16 protein-coding genes and 2 pseudogenes are annotated in these 21,103 nt (G+C 38.1%); 6 read left to right on the top strand and 12 right to left on the bottom strand.

Annotation, left to right across the window (positions count from 1 at the left end; translation table 11 throughout):
• From B2X72_RS00210 to B2X72_RS00175, 8 genes and pseudogenes are all read right to left on the bottom strand, one after another.
• The coding region (locus tag B2X72_RS00210; protein WP_286847988.1) for a CusA/CzcA family heavy metal efflux RND transporter at nucleotides 1-3,995 on the bottom strand (3,995 nt) is incomplete at its 3' end.
• Nucleotides 3,996-4,470: 475 nt separating this feature from the next.
• Nucleotides 4,471-4,866, bottom strand: a complete 396-nt coding sequence (locus tag B2X72_RS00205; protein ID WP_115046024.1) for a hypothetical protein — start codon at nucleotides 4,864-4,866, stop codon at nucleotides 4,471-4,473.
• Nucleotides 4,867-4,974: 108 nt separating this feature from the next.
• Nucleotides 4,975-5,313 (bottom strand): annotated as a pseudogene (locus tag B2X72_RS00200) (conjugal transfer protein TraG); the annotation flags it as partial.
• A 101-nt stretch (nucleotides 5,314-5,414) separates the two neighbouring features.
• Entirely contained in the window at nucleotides 5,415-5,573 is a 159-nt protein-coding gene (locus B2X72_RS00195) for an SDR family oxidoreductase (protein ID WP_021190864.1), read from the bottom strand.
• A gap of 98 nt (nucleotides 5,574-5,671) precedes the next feature.
• Nucleotides 5,672-6,295 (bottom strand): annotated as a pseudogene (locus B2X72_RS00190) (type I glyceraldehyde-3-phosphate dehydrogenase); the annotation flags it as partial.
• A gap of 110 nt (nucleotides 6,296-6,405) precedes the next feature.
• On the bottom strand, nucleotides 6,406-7,596 hold the full coding sequence (locus B2X72_RS00185; protein WP_115046027.1) for a FecR family protein: 1,191 nt from the start codon (nucleotides 7,594-7,596) through the stop codon (nucleotides 6,406-6,408).
• Between the two features lie 48 nt (nucleotides 7,597-7,644).
• A complete protein-coding gene (locus B2X72_RS00180) occupies nucleotides 7,645-8,250 on the bottom strand; it encodes an RNA polymerase sigma factor (RefSeq protein WP_115046028.1) in 606 nt (201 codons plus the stop codon).
• A gap of 810 nt (nucleotides 8,251-9,060) precedes the next feature.
• Nucleotides 9,061-11,280, bottom strand: a complete 2,220-nt coding sequence (locus B2X72_RS00175; protein ID WP_286847985.1) for an NADP-dependent isocitrate dehydrogenase — start codon at nucleotides 11,278-11,280, stop codon at nucleotides 9,061-9,063.
• A 618-nt stretch (nucleotides 11,281-11,898) separates the two neighbouring features.
• Here B2X72_RS00175 and spt point away from each other — a divergent pair.
• The 3 genes from spt to B2X72_RS00160 all read left to right on the top strand — a co-directional run bounded on the left by spt (nucleotide 11,899) and on the right by B2X72_RS00160 (nucleotide 14,228).
• On the top strand, nucleotides 11,899-13,092 hold the full coding sequence (spt, locus tag B2X72_RS00170; RefSeq protein WP_286847984.1) for a serine palmitoyltransferase: 1,194 nt from the start codon (nucleotides 11,899-11,901) through the stop codon (nucleotides 13,090-13,092).
• A 291-nt stretch (nucleotides 13,093-13,383) separates the two neighbouring features.
• Nucleotides 13,384-13,560 carry a hypothetical protein gene (locus tag B2X72_RS00165; RefSeq protein ID WP_182982982.1) on the top strand — a complete coding sequence of 59 codons (177 nt, stop codon included), beginning with the start codon at nucleotides 13,384-13,386 and terminating at the stop codon, nucleotides 13,558-13,560.
• A 71-nt stretch (nucleotides 13,561-13,631) separates the two neighbouring features.
• Nucleotides 13,632-14,228 (top strand): methyltransferase domain-containing protein, encoded by a 597-nt coding sequence (locus B2X72_RS00160; RefSeq protein ID WP_182982981.1) that lies wholly within the window; start codon nucleotides 13,632-13,634, stop codon nucleotides 14,226-14,228.
• Between the two features lie 46 nt (nucleotides 14,229-14,274).
• On the opposite strand, the gene B2X72_RS00155 is transcribed toward B2X72_RS00160, so the two are convergent.
• Nucleotides 14,275-14,997 (bottom strand): YoaK family protein, encoded by a 723-nt coding sequence (locus tag B2X72_RS00155; protein WP_286847982.1) that lies wholly within the window; start codon nucleotides 14,995-14,997, stop codon nucleotides 14,275-14,277.
• A 960-nt stretch (nucleotides 14,998-15,957) separates the two neighbouring features.
• Between B2X72_RS00155 and B2X72_RS00150 the strand changes: the two genes are divergently transcribed.
• Nucleotides 15,958-16,686 (top strand): hypothetical protein, encoded by a 729-nt coding sequence (locus B2X72_RS00150; RefSeq protein ID WP_286847981.1) that lies wholly within the window; start codon nucleotides 15,958-15,960, stop codon nucleotides 16,684-16,686.
• 259 nt (nucleotides 16,687-16,945) lie between these two features.
• Here B2X72_RS00150 and B2X72_RS00145 read toward each other — a convergent pair whose 3' ends face one another.
• The 3 genes from B2X72_RS00145 to B2X72_RS00135 are packed head-to-tail and all read right to left on the bottom strand — an operon-like array spanning nucleotide 16,946 to nucleotide 19,488.
• On the bottom strand, nucleotides 16,946-17,680 hold the full coding sequence (locus B2X72_RS00145) for a prolyl oligopeptidase family serine peptidase (RefSeq protein ID WP_286847980.1): 735 nt from the start codon (nucleotides 17,678-17,680) through the stop codon (nucleotides 16,946-16,948).
• A 31-nt stretch (nucleotides 17,681-17,711) separates the two neighbouring features.
• Complete coding sequence (locus B2X72_RS00140; RefSeq protein ID WP_286847978.1) at nucleotides 17,712-18,920, bottom strand: hypothetical protein; 1,209 nt, start codon at nucleotides 18,918-18,920, stop codon at nucleotides 17,712-17,714.
• Between the two features lie 25 nt (nucleotides 18,921-18,945).
• Nucleotides 18,946-19,488 carry a hypothetical protein gene (locus B2X72_RS00135; protein WP_286847977.1) on the bottom strand — a complete coding sequence of 181 codons (543 nt, stop codon included), beginning with the start codon at nucleotides 19,486-19,488 and terminating at the stop codon, nucleotides 18,946-18,948.
• Between the two features lie 605 nt (nucleotides 19,489-20,093).
• On the opposite strand from B2X72_RS00135, the gene B2X72_RS00130 reads away from it, so the two are divergent.
• A complete protein-coding gene (locus B2X72_RS00130) occupies nucleotides 20,094-20,468 on the top strand; it encodes a hypothetical protein (protein WP_286847975.1) in 375 nt (124 codons plus the stop codon).
• A 15-nt stretch (nucleotides 20,469-20,483) separates the two neighbouring features.
• Nucleotides 20,484-21,103 (top strand): hypothetical protein (locus B2X72_RS00125; RefSeq protein WP_286847973.1); only part of this gene is annotated, 620 nt, incomplete at its 3' end.

The raw sequence follows: 21,103 nt of genomic DNA, 5'->3' as shown, positions 1-21,103 counted from the left end.
ATAGAAACACCAACCTGTACCGAATGGAATTGCGGAGAGGCATTGTACAGCTTATCATCAGCACCGGTTCCTTTGAAACTGTTGAGATTATAACCAATCATCAAACCGGGCAACAATTTGGATTTTTCTACTTTGGTTTGGCTCGCTGCAATATTTTTCTGCTGTGCCAGAACTTCTAAAACGGGATTTTTATTTGTTTCATTAACCTGTAACGGGAGTATTTTTTCAGAAGATTCCACTTTATAAACCGTATCCGAATTTAACAACCATTGCCACTGCAACTTCGCCTTTTCCAATTCCTGCTGTACCTGTTTCAACTGGATATTGATGGCAGCCTTTTGATTTTGTGCCGTTGTTTTTTCTAAAACATTGCTTTCTCCTTTTTGTAGGCGCAACAAAGATCTGGCATAAAAATCGGCATATAATGAATTGGCCTTTAGTAGCAGCTTTTCCTTTTCCTGCCAGAACAGGATGTTGTAAAACGTTTGGGTGACCGCTTTTTTTAATTCAAATTCTTTCAGGGATACATTCAGCAAACTGTATTTCCATTCCTCTGTAAATAACTCTTTTTGCCTTTTATAAACCGTTGGAAAAGCGATATTCTGTGCAACTCCGAACTTGGTATCCTTATATGCACTGTTGATCTGCCCATAATCAGCCGTGATGCTGGCCTGAGGAATATCTGCCGAAGTTTTGATGATCGCTTTGGCATAATCGGCTCTTAGGTTTTCCGTTTTTAGATTTTGGTTATTCTGAACCGCTAATGCAATCGCTTTGTCCAATGTGATTGTTTCCTGTGCATTTACAGAACCCGTTCCCATTAAAGTAACTGTTAAAACAATCAATAACGTGAGTGTTTTTTTCTTGAATATATTCAGTCTAAGCCCTTTTTCAAATGCGATAAACAATAAGGGAAGCACAAATAACGTGAGTAAAGTAGCGCCCATCAATCCGCCAATAACTACTGTTGCCAGCGGACGCTGCACTTCCGCACCTGCACCATTGCTTACTGCCATCGGAATAAAACCCAATGAAGCCACAAATGCGGTCATCAGTACCGGACGTAAGCGGGATTCGGTTCCGTCCACCACTATGCGGACAATGTTTTTAATTCCTGATTTTTTTAAACGGTTAAATTCGGCCACCAATACAATCCCATTTAAAACGGCCACGCCAAACAGCGCAATAAAGCCAATGCCTGCACTTATGCTGAAAGGCATTCCGCGAAGTGCCAAAAAGAAAATTCCGCCAATGGTAGACAATGGGATTGCGGTATAAATCAATAAACTTTCTTTCACTGATTTGAAAGCAAAAAATAAAAGCACAAATATCAAGGCCAATGAAATAGGCACCGCAACCATTAAACGGCTTTTTGCCTGGTTCAGATTTTCAAATGAACCACCGTATGTAATGGAGTACCCGGCCGGAAGCTTTATCTGCTTGTTTACTTTGCCCTGTAATTCCAGTACAATACTTTGTACATCCCTACCTTTTATGTTGAAACCGACAATAATTCTTCTCTGTGTATTCTCCCGCTGAATCTGGTTGGGACCATCTTTTATCTTTACTTCGGCCAACTGAGAAAGGGGAATCTGGTTGCCTGAAGGTGTAGGGATTAATAAATTCTGTACGTCTTCCAAATTCTTCCGCACATCGGCATTTAGTTTTACGACCATATCAAAACGTTTTTCTCCTTCAAAAACCAAACCCGTGCTTTGTCCGGCAAATGCCGTATTGACTACCTTGTTGATACCGGCTACAGACAAATGGTATTGGGCAATTATTGGGCGGTTATAGGTAATGATAATCTGGGGCATTCCGGTGACAGGTTCTATATAAAGGTTTTGTACACCGTCTACCGTATTGATTATTTTGCCCAATTTGTCGGCCGTTGCTGCGAGTGAATCCAGATCATCCCCAAAGATTTTCAATACCACATCCTGCCTTGCACCGGTCATCAGTTCATTGAACCGCATATTTACCGGGTACTGGAAACCTGCGGTAATTCCGGGTACGTCTTCCAAAGCTTTGCTCATTTTCTCGGATAGCTCCGGAAAAGTTTTGGCAGATGTCCATTCGCTCTTGTCTTTTAAAATAACCATCATATCGCTGGCATCCATTGGCATCGGGTCGGTAGGCACCTCACCACTTCCTATTTTGGTGACTACTTTAATCACTTCAGGAAAGCGTGTTTTTAAGATATGGGCAGCTTTTTGGGTACTTTCAATGGTTGTATTCAGATTACTTCCCGTCAAAACCCTGGTATCTACTGCGAAATCCCCTTCCTCCAATGATGGAATAAACTCACCGCCCAACCTTGACATCACAAAAATTGCCACAATAAACAATATTGAAACCACTGCGATAATGCGCTTGGGCATTCGGATGGCTTTTAGCAAGAACTTTTGGTAAAAAGCTTCTACACAGCGCATACCCCTGTCTGAAAGGTTGTGTTTATGGCTGATTTTCCTGCTCAGCACCCAGGAAGTCATCATTGGGATATAGGTAAGCGATAACAAAAATGCACCCAATAGGGCAAAGGCTACTGTCTGTGCCATTGGCCGGAACATTTTGCCTTCTATACCCTGCAAGCTTAGGATGGGTAGATAGACGATGAGAATGATGATTTGTCCAAAGACAGCACTGTTCATCATTTTTCCCGCAGAACCAATTACCGTGGTATCCATTTCTTTTTTGGATAAATTGGTCATTTGCTGAAACCTGGCATTGTGGGACAATTGGTGCATGACAGATTCTACAATGATGACGGCTCCATCTATGATCAGCCCGAAGTCCAATGCACCAAGGCTCATCAAATTGCCGCTTACGCCAAACATATTCATCATACAGATGGCAAATAGCATGGCCAGCGGAATAACCGATGCCACCAGTAGTCCTGCCCTGAAATTTCCAAGGAATAAAACCAACACGAGAACCACGATCAGTGCACCTTCCATCAGGTTTCTCTCTACGGTACTGATGGCATTGTTAACCATTTTGGTACGGTCAAGGAAAGGCTCAATTACGACGCCTTCGGGCAGTGTTTTCTGTATTTGGTCTACTCTTGCTTTTACATTCTTGATAACCTCGCTGCTGTTTGCTCCTTTCAGCATCATCACAACGGCGCCGGAAACTTCGCCCTGGTCATTGTAAGTCATCACTCCGTAACGGGTGGCATACCCCATCTTTACAGTGGCAATATCCCTGATGAACAAAGGTGTTTCGTTGTTTTTATTGGCAATGGAAATATTGCCTATATCCTCCAGAGTGCCAATCAGACCTTCACTCCGGACATATAGTACGGTAGGCCCTTTTTCGATATATGCGCCGCCGGTATTTTGGTTGTTTTCTTCTAAAGCTGAAAAAACATCATTGATGCTGATTCCATAGGCGTTGAGTTTATCAGGGTTTACCGCAATTTCATATTGCTTGAGTTTGCCTCCGAAACTACTCACTTCAGCAACCCCTTTCACGCTTAATAACTGTCTGCGTACAATCCAGTCCTGAATGGTGCGTAGTTCAGCAATATCATATTTTTGTTCATACCCTTTTTTAGGGCGGACCACGTATTGGTATATTTCACCCAATCCTGTGGAAATGGGTCCTAATGCCGGTGTGCCAATCCCTTGGGGAATCTGGTTTTGAACCTGTTGAAGACGCTCGGATACTTGTTGCCGTGCCCAATAAACATCTATACCATCATCAAAAACAATGGTAACGAGCGAAAGTCCAAAACGGGAAAAGCTGCGTATTTCTTTGGTGCCGGAAATATTGCCAGTAGCTTGTTCTATGGGGAAGGTAACCAGGCGTTCAATATCTGTCGCACCAAATGAAGGTGCTATGGTGATAACCTGCACCTGGTTGTTGGTGATGTCAGGCACGGCATCAACGGGCAGTTTTGTGGTTTGGTAAGCACCTATTCCTATGAGTGCTATGACCAAAAGCCCTATAATGAGTTTATTTCTTACAGAAAACTCAATGATTTTAGTAAGCATAATTTTACTTGTTAATCAAATTATTATTAAATACAATTACAGGTAGATACGGCAGTATCTATCGTAAAAAATAACAGGATTAACCAATTGACGATCACATTCTAAGAAGCCCCGATTTTATGGAGATAGGAATGCATAATAATGGTATAACACTTTCCTCTATGAGTATAGTGCATAACAAAATTGTACTTCAACAATTCATCAGGCAGCGTATAAAGAATACCCTAATAATGGAGTTGAAGATGAAATTCTATACAATCGTACTATAAGAAAAGTCTATGCAATAGATTATCACAAAATACAATGGGGTTATGTTTTTTACTGTGGAAGAAATCGAAAAGAAATACAATGTTCTTTCTCCAAAGTACAATACCAACCTACATTCAAAGGAATTTGCAAAAACGGCATAAAACAGCTTTCCTTATGCAAAGTGCAAAAAGAATTTACAAAAAATCAATCGGTCAAAAAGGAAGAATTAACAAGATTTTGGAGGCTGCCAGATAGCAGAGAGAAACTGATTTGAAACGAACGAATCATCAAAAGAAACTACCTTAGAGGATCTTTGTATATCAATTTTATGAATTGATTCAAAAAAAATCGGTTGGGGGTATACAAAGCAAAAGCTCAATACAGTTCCGTGCATAATGAAAGGAAGCTTTTGATCCTGGTCATAATCATCATCGTGCGGATGATTTTCAAGGTGATTGCCTTCGTAATGAAGTGCCAAAAACTCAATAACGGAAATTTGAGGGCTTTTTTCTTTATGTTCGAAATAATGCTCGACCAACATAGGAAATTTCAACAACTGACCTAACTCTGTTGTTGAAATAAGATACGTAGTTAGAAAAAATATTGCGAGCACTTTTTTCATATACACAAATATACGGAAAACTAACATTCAAAATGACATTTCACCGTAATTTATACTGTGTCTATATAAAATTTGCAAAATTTCGAAATTTAAACTCATTAGTGTTACTTACTGCGAAAACAAATGCTGTAAATTCGGGTCATTCTTGATGCGCTCCATTTCGTTTTGAACGATATTCAACACATCAGATTTTATCTGACGGTAATTGCTTTCAATTTGCTTTTTCATCTTATCCTCGTCGTGTTCATCTACAAAAGAAAGGATTTCTGGTATTTGCTGATAGGATTTGCTTTCTGCTGCTACCTTTTCATTGTCCACCACAATTTCAGCGTGAAATATTTTTTGCTCGATACGTTCATCAAAGTTATCCGATACGGAACCCACGAACATACCCTGCGTTAAGGTAGAAATTTTGGAAGCAGGAATAAGGCTGTCTAATTGTGCGGAGGCTAAGACGGGCCACACCTGCGTTATTTACCATGACATCCAGCTTGCCGTATTGTGTTAAAGCTCCTTGAGAAAAGTAGCCGAATTAGTATTTATTGTAGTCAAAAATGCTTTTTCCACAAATCGAAAAAGGACTTTTGTTTTAATAATGCGGAAAAATCAATCAATGCTTTTTTTATCCCTTCTGTAAGGGGTGCGGTAGCAAGTCCTATGCCGGTGCTTCCACCTGTAATTATTACGTTTTTATTTGTAAAACTCATTTTGTAAAACTCATTTTTTTATATGAGGGCACAAGAGTAAAAAGAGGAAATTCTTTTTCGGTTATTATAGCAATAAAATTATTTCCTTCAGGCAATTTTTAATTAGAAGAAACCTTGTCTATATGTGCAACCAGATCGAGAATTTTATTGGAAAAGCCATATTCATTATCATACCAACTAACTAATTTTACAAATGTCGGAGATAATGAAATACCTGCCTTTATATCTAATACAGACGTTCTTGTTTCCCCAATCATATCCGTAGAAACTACATCTTCGTTTGTATATCCGACAATTCCCTTCATGCCATTTTCTGCAGCATAAATTACGGCATTGCATATTTCTTCGTAAGAAGCCGGGGTTTTAAGTCGGAAAGTAATATCTGCTACCGATACATCTAGTACAGGAACCCTAAACGATAATCCGGTAATTTTACCAGCAAGTTCGGGAATGACCTTCCCGACAGCTTTAGCCGCTCCTGTCGCCGATGGAATGATATTGTTTGAAGCGGCTCTACCTCCTCGCCAGTCTTTTGAGGATGGGCCATCTACCGTTTTCTGTGATGAAGTTGTTGCGTGAACTGCCGTCATCAAGGCTTCTTCTACACCAAAATTATCGTTCAATACTTTAACTATCGGTGCTACGCAGTTTGTAGTGCAGGATGCGTTAGATACAAAAATTTCTCCATTGTAGTTTTTTTCATTTACCCCCATAATAAAAATTCCGAATCAATGAATTATTTGTTAAGACCAACACTTTTTTGCCAAGAACGATTGCCCCTGTTCTTGGCTCTTTTTATTGGTCTGCTCGTTAATGATATTACACCGTTATTCTATAAGACCATAAGCCTCCTTCCTTTAATTTCAAACTTTATATCACTTACTTCTTCTAGCCGATCTAATACGTCGCGTAAAGAGTTACTCTGTTGAAACGTTCCCGTTATTTTCTCTTCTGAATTCTTAACAATGTTGATTTCTTCAATGTTATACCATCGTCCTAATTGCTCAAGAATATCTGTAATTTTTGCATCATTAAAACTAAAGTATCCATCTTTCCAACTGGTTACATCACTCAGATCGACTCCTTTATTTAACATACTAAAGCCATTTTCATTTGTTGAATACTGATCCCCTGGTTTTAATATTACATTACTCTTTGGAGTTATCAACCGGATCGTTCCCTGAATCAAACTCGTTGTTGTCGTAACCTCATCTGAATATGCCCTGACATTAAATTTTGTACCAAGAACTTTAATCTTGGCCTGTTGGGTTTCTACATAGAAAGGTCTATCCATAGCATGCGCAATTTCAAAATATGCCTCGCCAATTAACTTGACATTCCTAGATTCTTTTTTGAAGACAATCGGATATTCCAGAGAAGCTCCGCTATTGAGAAATACGGTTGATCCATCAGCTAATAAAAGCTTACTTTTATATCCTTTAGGGCTAGAAAATATGATAGTTTCTCTGGTTAAACTAGAAAGATATTTCTCATTAGAATTTTGTTGAACTTTGTAAAGTATAGTTCCATTTTCCTCCTTAATGAGCGATACATCGATCGATTTCTCGTTTAACAATAAATTTCCACCCAGATAGGTAATCCGACCATCTGGCAACCTGAGCGAAGGTAAGCTATCTACTGGAAGCAATATATCTCTTGCTTCAGGATGAACAGCTGAAGCTACATGAGTTTGACTTATATGTGATGACCTATAATAGTTAAAGGTTATAATTCCTAGTATAATAAAGACAGCAAATATTCCAGCTATTCGTAAGAAATACCGATGTCTTTGAAACAGCAACTGAAGTGGAGTATTTCGCTTCCGACTTAACGATTCAATGGTGTCCCTTTTGATTTTTTTTGCTTGTATTTGAAAATCAACATCGGACACATCTATATTACTTAACTTATCTAAGGATTGATACCAATTTAACACCTTCATTTCTTCCTCAGGTGTGCAATCCCCATGTAGATATTTTCTTAATAAAGCCTTTGCCTGACTTTGTGTATTGTTCTTTTCCATTCACCTGTATAACCAATAAAAAGTGACACAGGTACTGTTAAGAAATTATTATGAAATAGTATTATTAATATGAATTGTAAAACTTATCAGAAGTAAGGTAGAATAATGGTTTCGACGAATTACAAAACGGAGATGTTTTAAGGCCGAAGTCAAATTATTCTTCACTGTCTGTTCGGATAAAGACAACGTTAAAGCAATATCTTTTACACTTAAACACTCTTCCCTACTCAGATAGAATATTGTCTTCATCGTTTCTGGCATTTTTTCAACAGCTTGATATAAAATCTGCTTTAATTCCTCTGCTATCATATCTTCTTCGATAGAAGAAGTGTATGAAATCTTGTAGCTTTGTGCTAGGAGCTGTTCGTTAACAACCATACGATTATTTTTTATCATTCGGTTTATAACCTCATATTTCGCCGCTTTAAAAAGATATGGATAAAGTGAATCTTCTGCCGTATAAATATCTCGGCGTTTATTCCATAGGGATAAAAATATATCCGGTACAATTTCCGCAGCATCTGTGACAGAGTTCAACCTCCTTGAAACATGTCGAACCAATATCTCCGTATATCTATACATCAGACACGAAAAAGCACTCTGGTCATCTTTCTGAAGTAGGAAGAGTAATTCTTGGTCAGACATCTGTTTCATACCACAAAACTAATCAAAGAATCATATCACAGTTTATTAAATTTATATTAAGGATAATATCTCATCCACCTGTAGTTTTACAGTAGTGTATTTCTATTCGAAAAACCAGAGTAGACCAACCGAATAATCCGGAGAGGCTTGTCATTTTAGCTTGCATATATAAAGGGCTTATATAGTTAGTGTGACTGGAACAACAAAATCTGCCATTTCTGGTATAATTGCAACGCTTGAGACGAAATTCGATATTACTGAGGAATTGACCTTAGCGATTAGAGGAGGAACACTTGGAGATATTTTATAGGAAATCTTTCTGTTACATGTGTGGTGATGTCCTATAATAGGACGATACAATAGAGCAAGCAGAAGTTGGGCAGAGCCCTACTTTTCTTGCCCCATTTACCAAAAATGGGGTTTAGAGTATCCTCCGGGGATACTCTCTTCGCTTCATGATAGCATTAAGCCTCTTTTTAGTATACTGGTTGGTATACTCAGCTCCTACCCAAACATAGAAATAATAGGCCGTATTTTCACAAATGTATTAATGCGTGTAAAACTCGCTAAGTTGGACTTTCCAACATGTGTGGGTTGGTCGGAAATTCATATTCGCCGCCCTCTTTACAAGAAAAGCAGTCAAATGAAGATTTATCAAGAAATAGACCTCTATTGACAATTAAATCAATAAAAATGTTATGCTCTTTATTTTTAGATAATATTCGATTCAGATCATAGTACCAAATCAAATATTATCTATAATAAGAAAAAAAATGCCAAACAGAGAATTACATAAATAAGGTTTGAAATGGTTCTACTTTAGATCCTCCCAATTATATTATTCAATGTATCGGAAGGACGCATTGTCTTAGCTGCCAACTCATCATTCGGGAAATAGTAACCACCAATGTTTTGTGCACTACCTTGTGCCGCGATCAATTCTTCATTGATTTTTACCTCATTATCTTTCAATTCTTTTGCAACAGCTGAAAATTTATCAGCTAATTCAGTATCCTTAGTTTGCGCCGCTAATGCCTGGGCCCAATATAAAGTCAGATAGAAATGTGAACCACGGCTATCAATCTGACCCACTCGACGCGCTGGCGACCTATCGTTTGCCAGGAATTCTGCTGTGGCGTCATCTAAAGCCTCTGCTAATACCAAAGCTTTCGGGTTATTTTGTGTTTGGGACAAGTGTTCCAATGAAGCTCCAAGTGCCAAGAATTCACCCAATGAATCCCACCTTAGATAACCTTCTTGAAGAAGCTGTTCTACGTGTTTAGGAGCTGAGCCGCCAGCGCCTGTTTCAAACAGACCTCCACCATCCATCAATGGAACGATAGATAGCATTTTAGCAGATGTCCCAACTTCTAAAATAGGGAATAGATCCGTCAAATAGTCACGCAGTACATTGCCTGTCACTGAAATTGTATCTTCTCCCTTACGAATGCGCTCCAATGAGAATTTGGTCGCGTCAATTGGAGATAAGATACGGATATCTAATCCTGTCGCATCAAGCTCTGGTAAATATTTTTCTACTTTCCTAATGATCTCTCGATCATGTGCACGGTTTTTATCCAGCCAAAATACTGCTGGTGTTTCAGATAGACGAGCACGGTTTACCGCTAATTTTACCCAATCCTGGATGGGCGCGTCTTTCGTTTGGCACATACGGAAAATATCACCTTCCTCCACCTTTTGCTCCATGAAAACGTTTCCTTCAGCGTCTACCACACGGATAGTACCATTTCCTGCCGCTTGGAAAGTTTTATCGTGTGATCCGTACTCTTCAGCTTTTTGAGCCATTAAACCTACATTTGGAACAGAACCCATCGTTTTAGGGTCTAATGCGCCATGCTCCTTACAGTCTTCAATAGTTGCTGCATAGACACCTGCGTAACAACGGTCAGGAACCATAGCAATCGTATCTTCTTCTTGACCTTCTTTATTCCACATCTTGCCTCCGATACGGATCATTGCTGGCATAGAGGCGTCGACAATGACATCCGAAGGAACATGGAAGTTTGTAATACCTTTATCTGAGTTGACCATCGCCAATGCAGGACCATTTGCAATAGTAGCATCAATTGCGGCTTTCACTTCGCCTTCTTTTGCGTGGCCTGCAATTTTAGCATATACCTCACCCAGGCCGTTATTTTTATTGATACCGAGTTTTTTGAACAGATCACCATATTGTGCGAAAACATCTGCAAAGTAAGTTTCAACAACGGCACCAAATATAATCGGGTCAGAAACCTTCATCATTGTCGCCTTTAAATGTGCGGACAACAGTACACCCGCTGTTTTAGCTTCTACTATTGCATCTGCAACAAAGGCCTTTAACGCATTTAAACTTAATATGGAAGAATCAATTACTTCATCCGCTTTTAAAGGAGAAAGTCCCTTCAATTCTGTCACGGCACCATGTGCATCAACAAATTCAATTTTAAATTGACAAGCATTTTCAACAGTTACGGATTGCTCTGAACCGTAGAAATCGCCTGAAGTCATCGACGCTACTTTCGTTTTGGAATCTTTGGACCAGGCCCCCATTTTATGAGCGTGTGTTTTAGCATAATTCTTAACTGCTTTAGGTGCACGACGATCGGAGTTCCCCTCACGTAACACTGGGTTTACCGCCGAACCAAGTACCTTTGCATATTTAGCTTTGACTGACTTTTCGTCTTCTGTTGTGGCTTCATCAGGATAATTTGGAATAGCGTAGCCCGCTTTTTGCAATTCAGCAATAGCACCTTTCAATTGAGGAATCGATGCTGATATATTGGGTAATTTAATGATATTCGCCTCCTGAGTTGTTGCCAACTGACCCAACTCGGCCAAAGCGTCAGCAATTTTTTGATCTTCTTTTAAAAATTCTGGAAAGCTAGCAAGAATACGGCTTGCCAAAGAGATATCTCTCAATTCGACGTCGATATCAGCTGTAGCGGTAATCGCCTGGACGATGGGTAAAAACGAATAAGTCGCCAATAGCGGAGCTTCATCTGTTTTTGTCCAAACAATTTTTGATCTGTTTGACATAATGATCTATTAGAAATATATTATATTTTAATACTTTGTGAAATGATTGAAAAATCTTTATTTCTCAAAAACTCACCTAAAGATAAGATTAAATTTAAAAAATCTGATATAAATTCAGAATTTCCTTCTTTTAAATGATTTTTTTTAAACAATAATTTTGTACAATCCATTAAAACGTGTTAAAAATTTTGTATTTTTGAATCAAATATTTGGAATGATGCGCGAAACTAAATCAAAGCAAACATCCTTTTGGCGGAAATATGAAAAACATGCATCGACAGAAATCTTCATGTATATAGTAATAGTTTTTATTATTTTATTTGGAATATTGCTTTTTCTGTAAATAGCTAAGATAGAGTGTATTTTATTTTTTTATAATTTACTAACCATAGATAGCATGTAGATATAAGTAAGCTATCCGACCGATGTTGTTAGGTATGTTGATTTCTTTCATGCCAAAATATAAGAGCATATTACACTGAATGCCGATTTGTATGTCGTTAAATTTGTATGTCGTTAAATTTTTGACAAACTTAGATTAGAATTTCAGGGAATTGATAAAATTATTCTGTTAAGATATTTGAATATAATTAATAAGATTTAAGCAACTGAAATTAGATGAATGACCTTTTTTTTAAAAGAGTTTCCAATTTGCCATATATAAATAAATTAAAGGAAGCTGGAAGCTACCCCTATTTTAGAACCTTGGGTTCGGAAAATAACAATGAAGTCTCTAGAAACGGAAAACAGATATTGATGTTCGGATCTAATTCATATTTGGGACTCACTAACCACCCAAAAATCAAGGAGGCTGCAAAGAACGCCATAGATAAATATGGTACGGGCTGTGCTGGCTCCAGGTTTTTAAATGGAAATTTGGATATTCATCTTGAATTGGAGCAAAAATTAGCACATTTTTTAGGAAAAGAAGATTCCCTGGTTTTTAGTACCGGCTATCAGGTGAATGTAGGGTTACTTTCATGTTTGACCGGACGTTCTGATTATTTGTTGATTGATGCCTATGACCATGCCTCCATTATTGATGGCTGTCGTCTTTCGCAATCAAAAGTATTCAAATTCGCCCATGATGATATGGAGGATCTCGAAAAGAAATTAAGAAAGTTACCTGTTGAAGCCATTAAATTAATAGTCGTTGACGGTATTTTTAGTATGGAAGGTAATATCGTTAAATTACCTGCTCTTAATTTCCTGGCGAAGAAATATAACGCAACAATTATGGTAGATGATGCCCATAGCTTAGGAGTATTAGGGGTTAAGGGGGCCGGAACTGCATCTCATTTTGGTTTGACAAAAGAGGTCGATCTAATCACAGGAACCTTCAGCAAAGCGATGGCATCTCTGGGAGGGTTTGTTGCTGCTGATCGTATAACGATAGAATATATTAAACATCACGCTAGATCTTTAATATTTGGTGCAAGCATGTCGCCCGCTTCGGTCGCGAGTGCAATTGCGGCATTAGATATCGTTCAAAATGAACCAGAACTAATTGAGAAGCTATGGGATAACACACATTATGCCAGGAAACTTATGGTGGAAGAAGGATTTGATCTGGGGAATTCGGAAAGCCCGATCATTCCAATTTATATTAGAGACGATTATAAGACATTTCTTATTACAAACTACCTTGAGAAAGAAGGTGTTTTTGTAAATGCAATTATTCCTCCAGCAGTGGCTGTGAATTGTTCTATGATAAGGCTCTCCCTTATGGCAACCCATAGCTTCGGGCAAATTGAATATGCTGTAAAAAAAATAAAAAATGCACTGAAACTGTTTAATGTTGAAATTATATAATTGCAAATGATCAATTTTATAAAAAGTTGAATATTTATTTTTCTTCTATATAAATAGTTCAGCATTTAAACTCTGATCCGGATGAGTTTATAAAAAATTACCCCTAATAAATGTAATTGTTCTCTCTTTAGAATAAGCCTGCCCAATATCCTTTAGAACCGAAATTAGATACAGCGAGGCTATGATTATTATCGGCGAACAACGGCAGGAATTTTTCCCTTTTACTATTATGAAGGTTGCAGCCGAGGAAAGAAATCCGTAAATTGCAAAACAAAAATACCAACGGATACCATGGACAATAATTTTCCGGAAAAACCGAAGGAAACTGGCGAAAATATCCTTAGATCTTATTCGGCGGGAGATCTCCAGCACCCGCACTGGTACATTTATGAATATGGGAACCACAGAAAAGTACTTGTTGAAATCAACCCCGAATCAGGTAAGGTCCATTTTCTCAGAGAACTCTAGAAATAGGTTCGAATTGATCCCGGGGATTCCCTCAAAGCCCACACTTCATCAGCCAAGGTTAATATTAAGCAATGATCTTTAAACTTTTACGTTCCGGTATCTCTATCGATGACAGCAGATTCAATGAAATTTATCCGCCCCACATAAAAGAACTTGCAGGACGCCACTGGACACCAGTGGATGTGGCAGAAATGGCAGCACGATATCTTGTTGAACAATCCGGTGACAGAGTTCTCGATATCGGTGCAGGGGCAGGAAAATTTTGTCTTGTCGGCGCCTCCTGTACCAGCGGGATGTTCTATGGAGTGGAACAGCGGGAATCACTGGTCGAGATATCCAACAACCTAGCCAGCAAACATAATATCCAAAATGTGGAATTTATACATGCCAACATAGACCAGATTTCCTTTACTGACTTCGATGCTTTCTACTTTTACAACTCTTTCTTTGAAAACCTGGATACATCCTGCCCGATAGACAATAAAATCCTCCCTAGTACAAAACTCTACGATCGTTATACGAGCTATCTCTGGGACCAGCTCCGCAGGACACCTGCCGGTACGCGTGTCGTTTCCTATTACAGCGGATGGGATGAGATCCCTGAAAGTTTCGATCTTGAATACACTGCTTTTGGTGGTTATCTCAACTTTTGGCGAAAAAGCTCCTAGAATTAGCGCTCACAAAGTAACCTCAAAAACATTTTAAAGTTCCCTGTTATTTGTTTCGATGTTTTCTGAGAGAGCGGTAATATACCATCAGTATACGGTCGTAATAAAGAGCGAACAACAGGATAAAAATGGGCAACAGGAGTGTTTTTCTTCCCAGCCAGCCAAACAGAAAAGCTCCGGTAATTCCTCCAAGAAAAAATCCTGTAATGATTATTCCCCTGAGCATGATCGAATTTTTAAGACGGCTCCTGTCATTTGGCCTCCTATAAAAAATAAGCTGCGACAGCTCAATGCCCAGATCTGTAAAAAGACCTGTTAGGTGCGTGGTACGGACGACAGATCCCGATATCTTTGTAACCAGAGCATTTTGCAGACCCATGGCCAGAAGCAATATACAGGAAAACAGTACAGGGGATCCGTGGTTCATAAACTCCGATAAAGCAACAGCAGCGAGAAAAAGTATCTCTATGGAAAGCGGTAGCATGTAGGAAAAATGATCCGTATTTTTAGATGTGAGTTCCATGCTGGTATTAGCAAGAAAAGCCCCAAGAAAAAAAGAACTTACATAGAATATGCTGAGCAGCATCAGCCTGTAATTGTGGAGATATAGATCTTCGGAGAGAAAGGCAAAATGTCCGGTAACATTTGTTGTCAATGTTCCAAATGCAAGGACACCGACAATATTGACCACACCGGCCACTGTCGACAATAACGCCGCAAGCTTGACATTGTGCCCAAAGGTCCTTCCTTTATTTCTGTGTCTGAACATAACCTAATATATGGGGTAATTACAGCTGACTGCCCGCCAAAAGATAAAGAAATTTCTCCAAAAATTGCGCTTATCCCGAGCGCAACAACCTTTATCGAACTGAATCATATCTTACAGAGCACAAAGAAATCGCCTGTCGTATCCGAGTGTTTCATGAGTCTATAAGGTGTATATGCAGTATAATTATAAAGCCTTTTTTTACTTTTAAAACCTCTGTCAACCGAAATTACTTCTGTATGGTAGAAACGGAATTCCCTGTTCCTATATATGGAGTCGTAAAAGATAATTAACCTGTCCAGTATAATCTGATCTATATCACTACTGATTAGCATATTGATTTATTATTGTTCGAAAACCGCGACATTAATTCATCCGGCAATCAATCGCCTGAGAAAAAGAAATGTTAATGTAGCCTGAGGAAAGAATTACTTTGAACAAAGCTTTCAATGACAAATTTAAAACAAAATTTTGTTACAAAAAAAACAAGATTTTTATTTTTAGTCAATGCGCAATGATCCAAAAAAAGGTCATCCGTTAGTCAGATCTATGGAATGTCAATATACTATCTGATGGATTATAAGCAAAAGATACCTGTAATTATTCTGCACCAACGTATAACCAATTAAAAAATAATGGGCACAGGTTCCTGACGTCCGGCCCATTATTTCAAATTTCTCTAATCGTAATAGATATCTTTATAACGAAATAACCTTTGTAATGTTTTCCATCGATATAATTAATTCTTTGATTGGAAAGTTTTACAGGCACAAGTATTTGAAGTATATACATTATTCATCCAGTTCACCTATCTTAAATTGTAAATGATAAAAATCTATCATAGGACTTTTAAAGCTAATTTGTACTGGTGAATATTTCTGAGATTTGAACTTATTACATTTTTATAAAGCATTCCTTAAATTCAATTTTCGTCGGATTGAGGATTTTCTTTAAATTGGGTATATGGTAGCATATTACTTTAAGGAAAGAAAAGTTTTTGATTTCCGGCCGCATCCATTTGAGCTGTGTAATATCCTAGGACTTAAGAAAGTATATGAGGATAAACATTTTCTATTGAAGGTGTATAATCTGATTGATGGATCATTCTATGACTATTATCTCTATCATCTGCAATATTATCTTTCTGTGAAAAACTCCTCGGAAAAGGACTTCATTTCCCATGTGTGGCAGATCACTTCTTCCAGAATAGCTCACTTTGAACGCCAGGTTCCTTTTTCTTCAAAACATTCTCTATATATCTCAAATATTAGAAAACTTAGGGAGTTCCGGATCTTTCTAGCTCCGCTGGACAAGTGGAATATCAAACCAAACCATACGATCGTTAAGGAAAAGGAAAAGCAGATAATAGGATTACGTGCTGAGCTTGAAATATTGTCAAAAAAACTTTCCGATCTGGAGAAATATGAGGTGTCCGTTAAACCGATGATACAAGATGATCATCTTCCCACTTTTATAGACCTGCTCCAACAGATGAGAAACCTGACGCTTCCGAATGGAAGGAAATTACTTGTCAGTGACCACGAAAGCTTCTATTATAAAATGGTCTCGAAATATTTTGTCTACAATAGCAAGGACATAACGGTCAATACCGTGTGGAACTATTTCGTACAGAAAGATCCAAAAGATTCCATGAAAGGCGTCAAAATCCCCGATCAATATTATTTTGTTTGAATACAATATATTCTAAACGGCTACTCTCCGCGATAAAGTTACTAAGCGTTTCGTTATCTACAAGTATATTCCTTTGGATCATTCTCATGGTTATTGTAATTTAAAGGTTAAAGTCTTTTTTCTGACATCAATATTTTGATATCTCATATAGATGGCCTTTACTAAAAATTTGTATTTCTATAAAGTTAACAAACTATACTATCTAAAACAGTATGCAAAATTCAATTATTCTAAAATATACTTGCTACATGTATCAATGTTAGTTTTTCCTCTGCCGCAACATCCACTCATAAATTTCAGGGTTAGTCTCATAAAGATACTGAATTCCGTGGCCTTCACCTTCGATTCGATGGAAGCTGATATTACCATTGCACTTCTTTAGACAGTCGGCTATTCGTTCTGTTTCATGTATGGAGATTTCGGTATCTGCGGTTCCGTGGAATGTCAGGATAGGAATATCTTTGAGCGTGCAAATCCGAGTGGTGTCGCTATCGTTTACACCTCCGCATAATGGAACAATGGCTGCTATTTTATCGGGGTGATCCAATGCTACAGTGTACGTTCCATAGCCGCCCATACTTATTCCTGTCACATAAACACGGCTTTTATCAATGCGGTAGTTTGAGGTTACTTCATTGTATAGCGAATCAAACCAATTTTCCGTAGACCAATATCTGCCTTCTGGACATTGCGGAGCGACCATAACAAAATCGAAATCCTTTCCCTTGTCTACTAAATAGGGAAGACCATAGACCTTAAGCTTTTCTAAATCATTTCCTTTTTGTGATCCCCCGTGAAGATAGATAACTAGAGGATATTTAGCGGTGTCTAAATGATAATTTTTTGGTCTGTATGTTAAGTGTTTGTAATAGACTTTTTGTTTTTCTTGTGCAAAGGATTGCGAAATAAAGAAGCTGAAAACGAGTACTGTGAGCAGGTTGGAATAAAGATAAAACTTAGTGCTAAAAAATTTAATGAGTACTTGAAAAGTCATATTGAAAGAGGGATAAGCCGTTTACTAATTTTTAATGCTGCGCTAGAGCTGCAATACATTCCTCCCGTATCTTCCAGAGTTCATCTAATGTATATGGAATTTTATTGATCTCGATCCAGCGCGATAAGTAATCTTTGTGATATTGAACCTTGAAGTCAGTGATTTGATCGGGGCTGATGTCGATTTCTTCTAACAGATCCAGTTCAAATTTAGTCTCGTTGACTCCAATGCCCGTAAAGTCCAAGATATGATTATGATTTCTCAAATAGTTGTGAGCCTCTGGGATATATTTTAAATCATATTTGTTTAGAACATTCTTGATACTAGGAGTATTCTTACTATTCATGGTGAAAATTCCCAAGATAAGCCTTAGACTGTTGTTCCTATTTTCATCAGCTAGTCTTTTCAATATAGCATGTTTGGTGCTACAGGTGCCACATTGTTCTTCAAACAAAACCAACTTATTATCCTTGTTTTGATTTCGTCTATAATCGAGATCACTTACCCATTTACTGGCTTGTTGGAATGTATTTATACCAATAGCTATAAATGATTCAGAGACCGCTCCTGATTTGCTTTCAATTTCAAAATCTAAAGGCTTGAAAAATAGTCTTCTGGAAAAAAAGTTCGTTCGACGATTGTCGAGAATTGGCTCTCCAGATTTTTTGTTTAAGAAGTATCGGATATTTTGAATTAAAAATCTTGGATGAAAGTTGGGACCGAATTTGTCGTGACTTCTGAAAGTATTGAATATTTCCAATGCTGTTCTGGTCGAGTCAAAATAATCGATTGCAATTAATTCCCTAAAGAAAAGTTGTACATTTTCGTAGCTACTTAGAAACAGTGTGGTTTCTAACTCTTCCTCTTTGTCCTCCACGATCATCTCAATAGGATCTGGATCAGCGCCATCATTTTTGATTATAATGATCCGTTTTGTTTTCTTACGGTCAATCTTGATTTCTTCTACTTCGAGTTTGTATAGATCGAAATTGCTTGTCTCTGGATTGCACTCTGTTAAGGATAGGACTTTAGCGAGATGAACACTATCCTCTGGGTCAATCAAAGTCGATTTAAAGGGATTTTCTGCGTCTCTGATGAAAAAATCGTGCTTTCCCAAAAGAAATGAACACTCAAAAACTGAAATTCCTTTTTCCTTTCTTGCCTTGTGAAACAATAAAACTTTATCAAATGAAATGGCAGGAAAAGTAGTATTCTGAATTTTTCTTTTTCTCGAGGTCATAATCTACATCAAATATACGGTTTTTCTAAGGTCTTTTAAATAGTGCTTCTTCTTCGCTTTTTCTAATTAAAATTTCTTTCTTAATCGCTTGATCTATAATTGAGGTGAAATCTTTTGCTTCCCAATTTTTCTCTGCTTTACTGCCGCAATATTGCGCAATTTCTTTTGACGTATGCCAATCATCGAAAAAAGTATCACTTTCTTCCACTAACAACAAATAAAGAGTTCCCGTCTGGCCTAATTCCTTAGGATCTATTTTGACTATGATTTTTTCGACCATCCTCTCTTCAAAATCTATTGGAGGATAGAAATCATTTAAAGTATAAGTAACATTGTATCCGAGTTCAAATGATTTGGTGGTGAAAGCCAAAGCGAGTTTATTTAGATGTTGATCATGATATCTCGCCGAATTAGAATTACTTTCAATTGCTCCCAATATGTTCCCATCAGGATCTAATCCGAGTATCTTCTGAATGTCCCTTGTATTAATACCTAAATGTGTCCTGATTTTACGGATGATGTTTATTATGTATAGCGAAATAGAACTAATTAATATGACTTTCTTCATTAGGCAATGATCGTCTATTAGTCATTTATAAAATGTATTAGTAAAAATTTGTATTTATTTAAATATTTGATTATATTTGTGTTGAATCTTAATTTTTTATTAAGTTTAGGTATTAGACTAGAAGAGTCTCGACTGTGAATTCCGACATTTCAATTGGACGAGGCGATAGGTTTAATGCCCATTACGATATTTTATATATATTTGATATATACTATAGCGTGTGGGCCCTATCGTTACCGTTCCAAAGCCGTCGGAAGCTGACAGTACGGTTGGTAGTGGCCTGCTATAGTGCACTAAACCCAAGAGACTCATAAATTATAAAATCAATTTATGAGTATGAACAAAAAACAACAATCAAAAAACATCATCACTGCCCCCGAGTAGCTCGGCTGGTGTGGCCAAATAGGATTTGGATTCTCTTTGCCATGGATCGCGTATCGCCAATATTATACACCTTGTGCCCCCTCATTCAAACGCGCTCTGGCTCCCAGAATGAATTAATTATTACTAATGTGAACTGAGTGACATCAGGCTCCCAATAAAAAACTGATTGCGATCGGAGAGGGGATGCTATGTGCTTTCGGTTACGATTGACTTACTGAAAAATGAACAGGATTTTAGCGCTACAATTTGCTTTTGACCAGATGATTTATGATGTCCATAAGGTCGATTATGACCCTATAAAGGAGATTGAGGCATTCTGGAATCACTATGCGTTAGAGACTGTATCTGCTAATATACTACAGCTATTGAGCACGTATCTTGATGGTGGCGCAGGAGAGAATAGGCTCCTGAAAGATGAGGAAATGCAGGAATTTGCAACTGCATTGTATCGCGTATTGATCGCCTACAATGTCGCCAATTATCGCTATATAGACCTGCGTAAAATGCAGCTGTCAGCAGAAGATAAAGAGCGCATCGGAAAAGAAATGGAGTTGAGCAAAAAAGTCGTGGAATTTTTCAGCCGGTTATCGAAGTAACTACTAACCAACTAAATGATGAATACCCTGAAATTTTTAGCCTTTTTAAGGGGCTATATAACTTATATATTTCAAGTACCTGTGAAGCACTACTTAAGCACAGATATAGTACTATTTACGCAATTATTGCGTAAGAAAATTGGACAAGGAAAAACGTACTTTAAAGGTAGTTCGACCTTGCTAAAAAAGCGCTGTAAAATTAGCGCTCAGAATCTTCTAGAAAAAGCAGATTCTTCGGGCATCCTTCGGGTTTTGTTTGAGGATCGTTCGACACTGCGTCGTACCAGCGTCGACTCTTCTTCGGGAACGCTTCGACTGCTGTTCGAGTACGCTTCGGGTAGGAGTCGAAGCGTACTCGAAGCCCTGCCGAAGCCGAGCCGAAGAAGTGCCAAGCCTGTCTCGACCATGTCCCGAAGAAGTCTCGAAGCCGAGCCAACGGTCAGTCGACGAGCCGGAGAGGCATCGTCTTGTTTGGGCTTTTGCCTGATCAACTTCGCCCCAACTTCGGCCTTTCATGCAGTCGGCCTTGAGTTTTCATCGGGATCTCATCGGGCTACATCGATCAAAACCCAATGCCGACCCGATGAAAATCCGATGAAATGTAAAAATTCGGCAGGAATTGCTCAAAAGATGGT

The organism is Sphingobacterium sp. UBA7253 (genome assembly GCF_002472745.1).
Taxonomy (GTDB): domain Bacteria; phylum Bacteroidota; class Bacteroidia; order Sphingobacteriales; family Sphingobacteriaceae; genus Sphingobacterium; species Sphingobacterium siyangense.
This window is presented reverse-complemented; position numbering and strand designations above follow the sequence as displayed.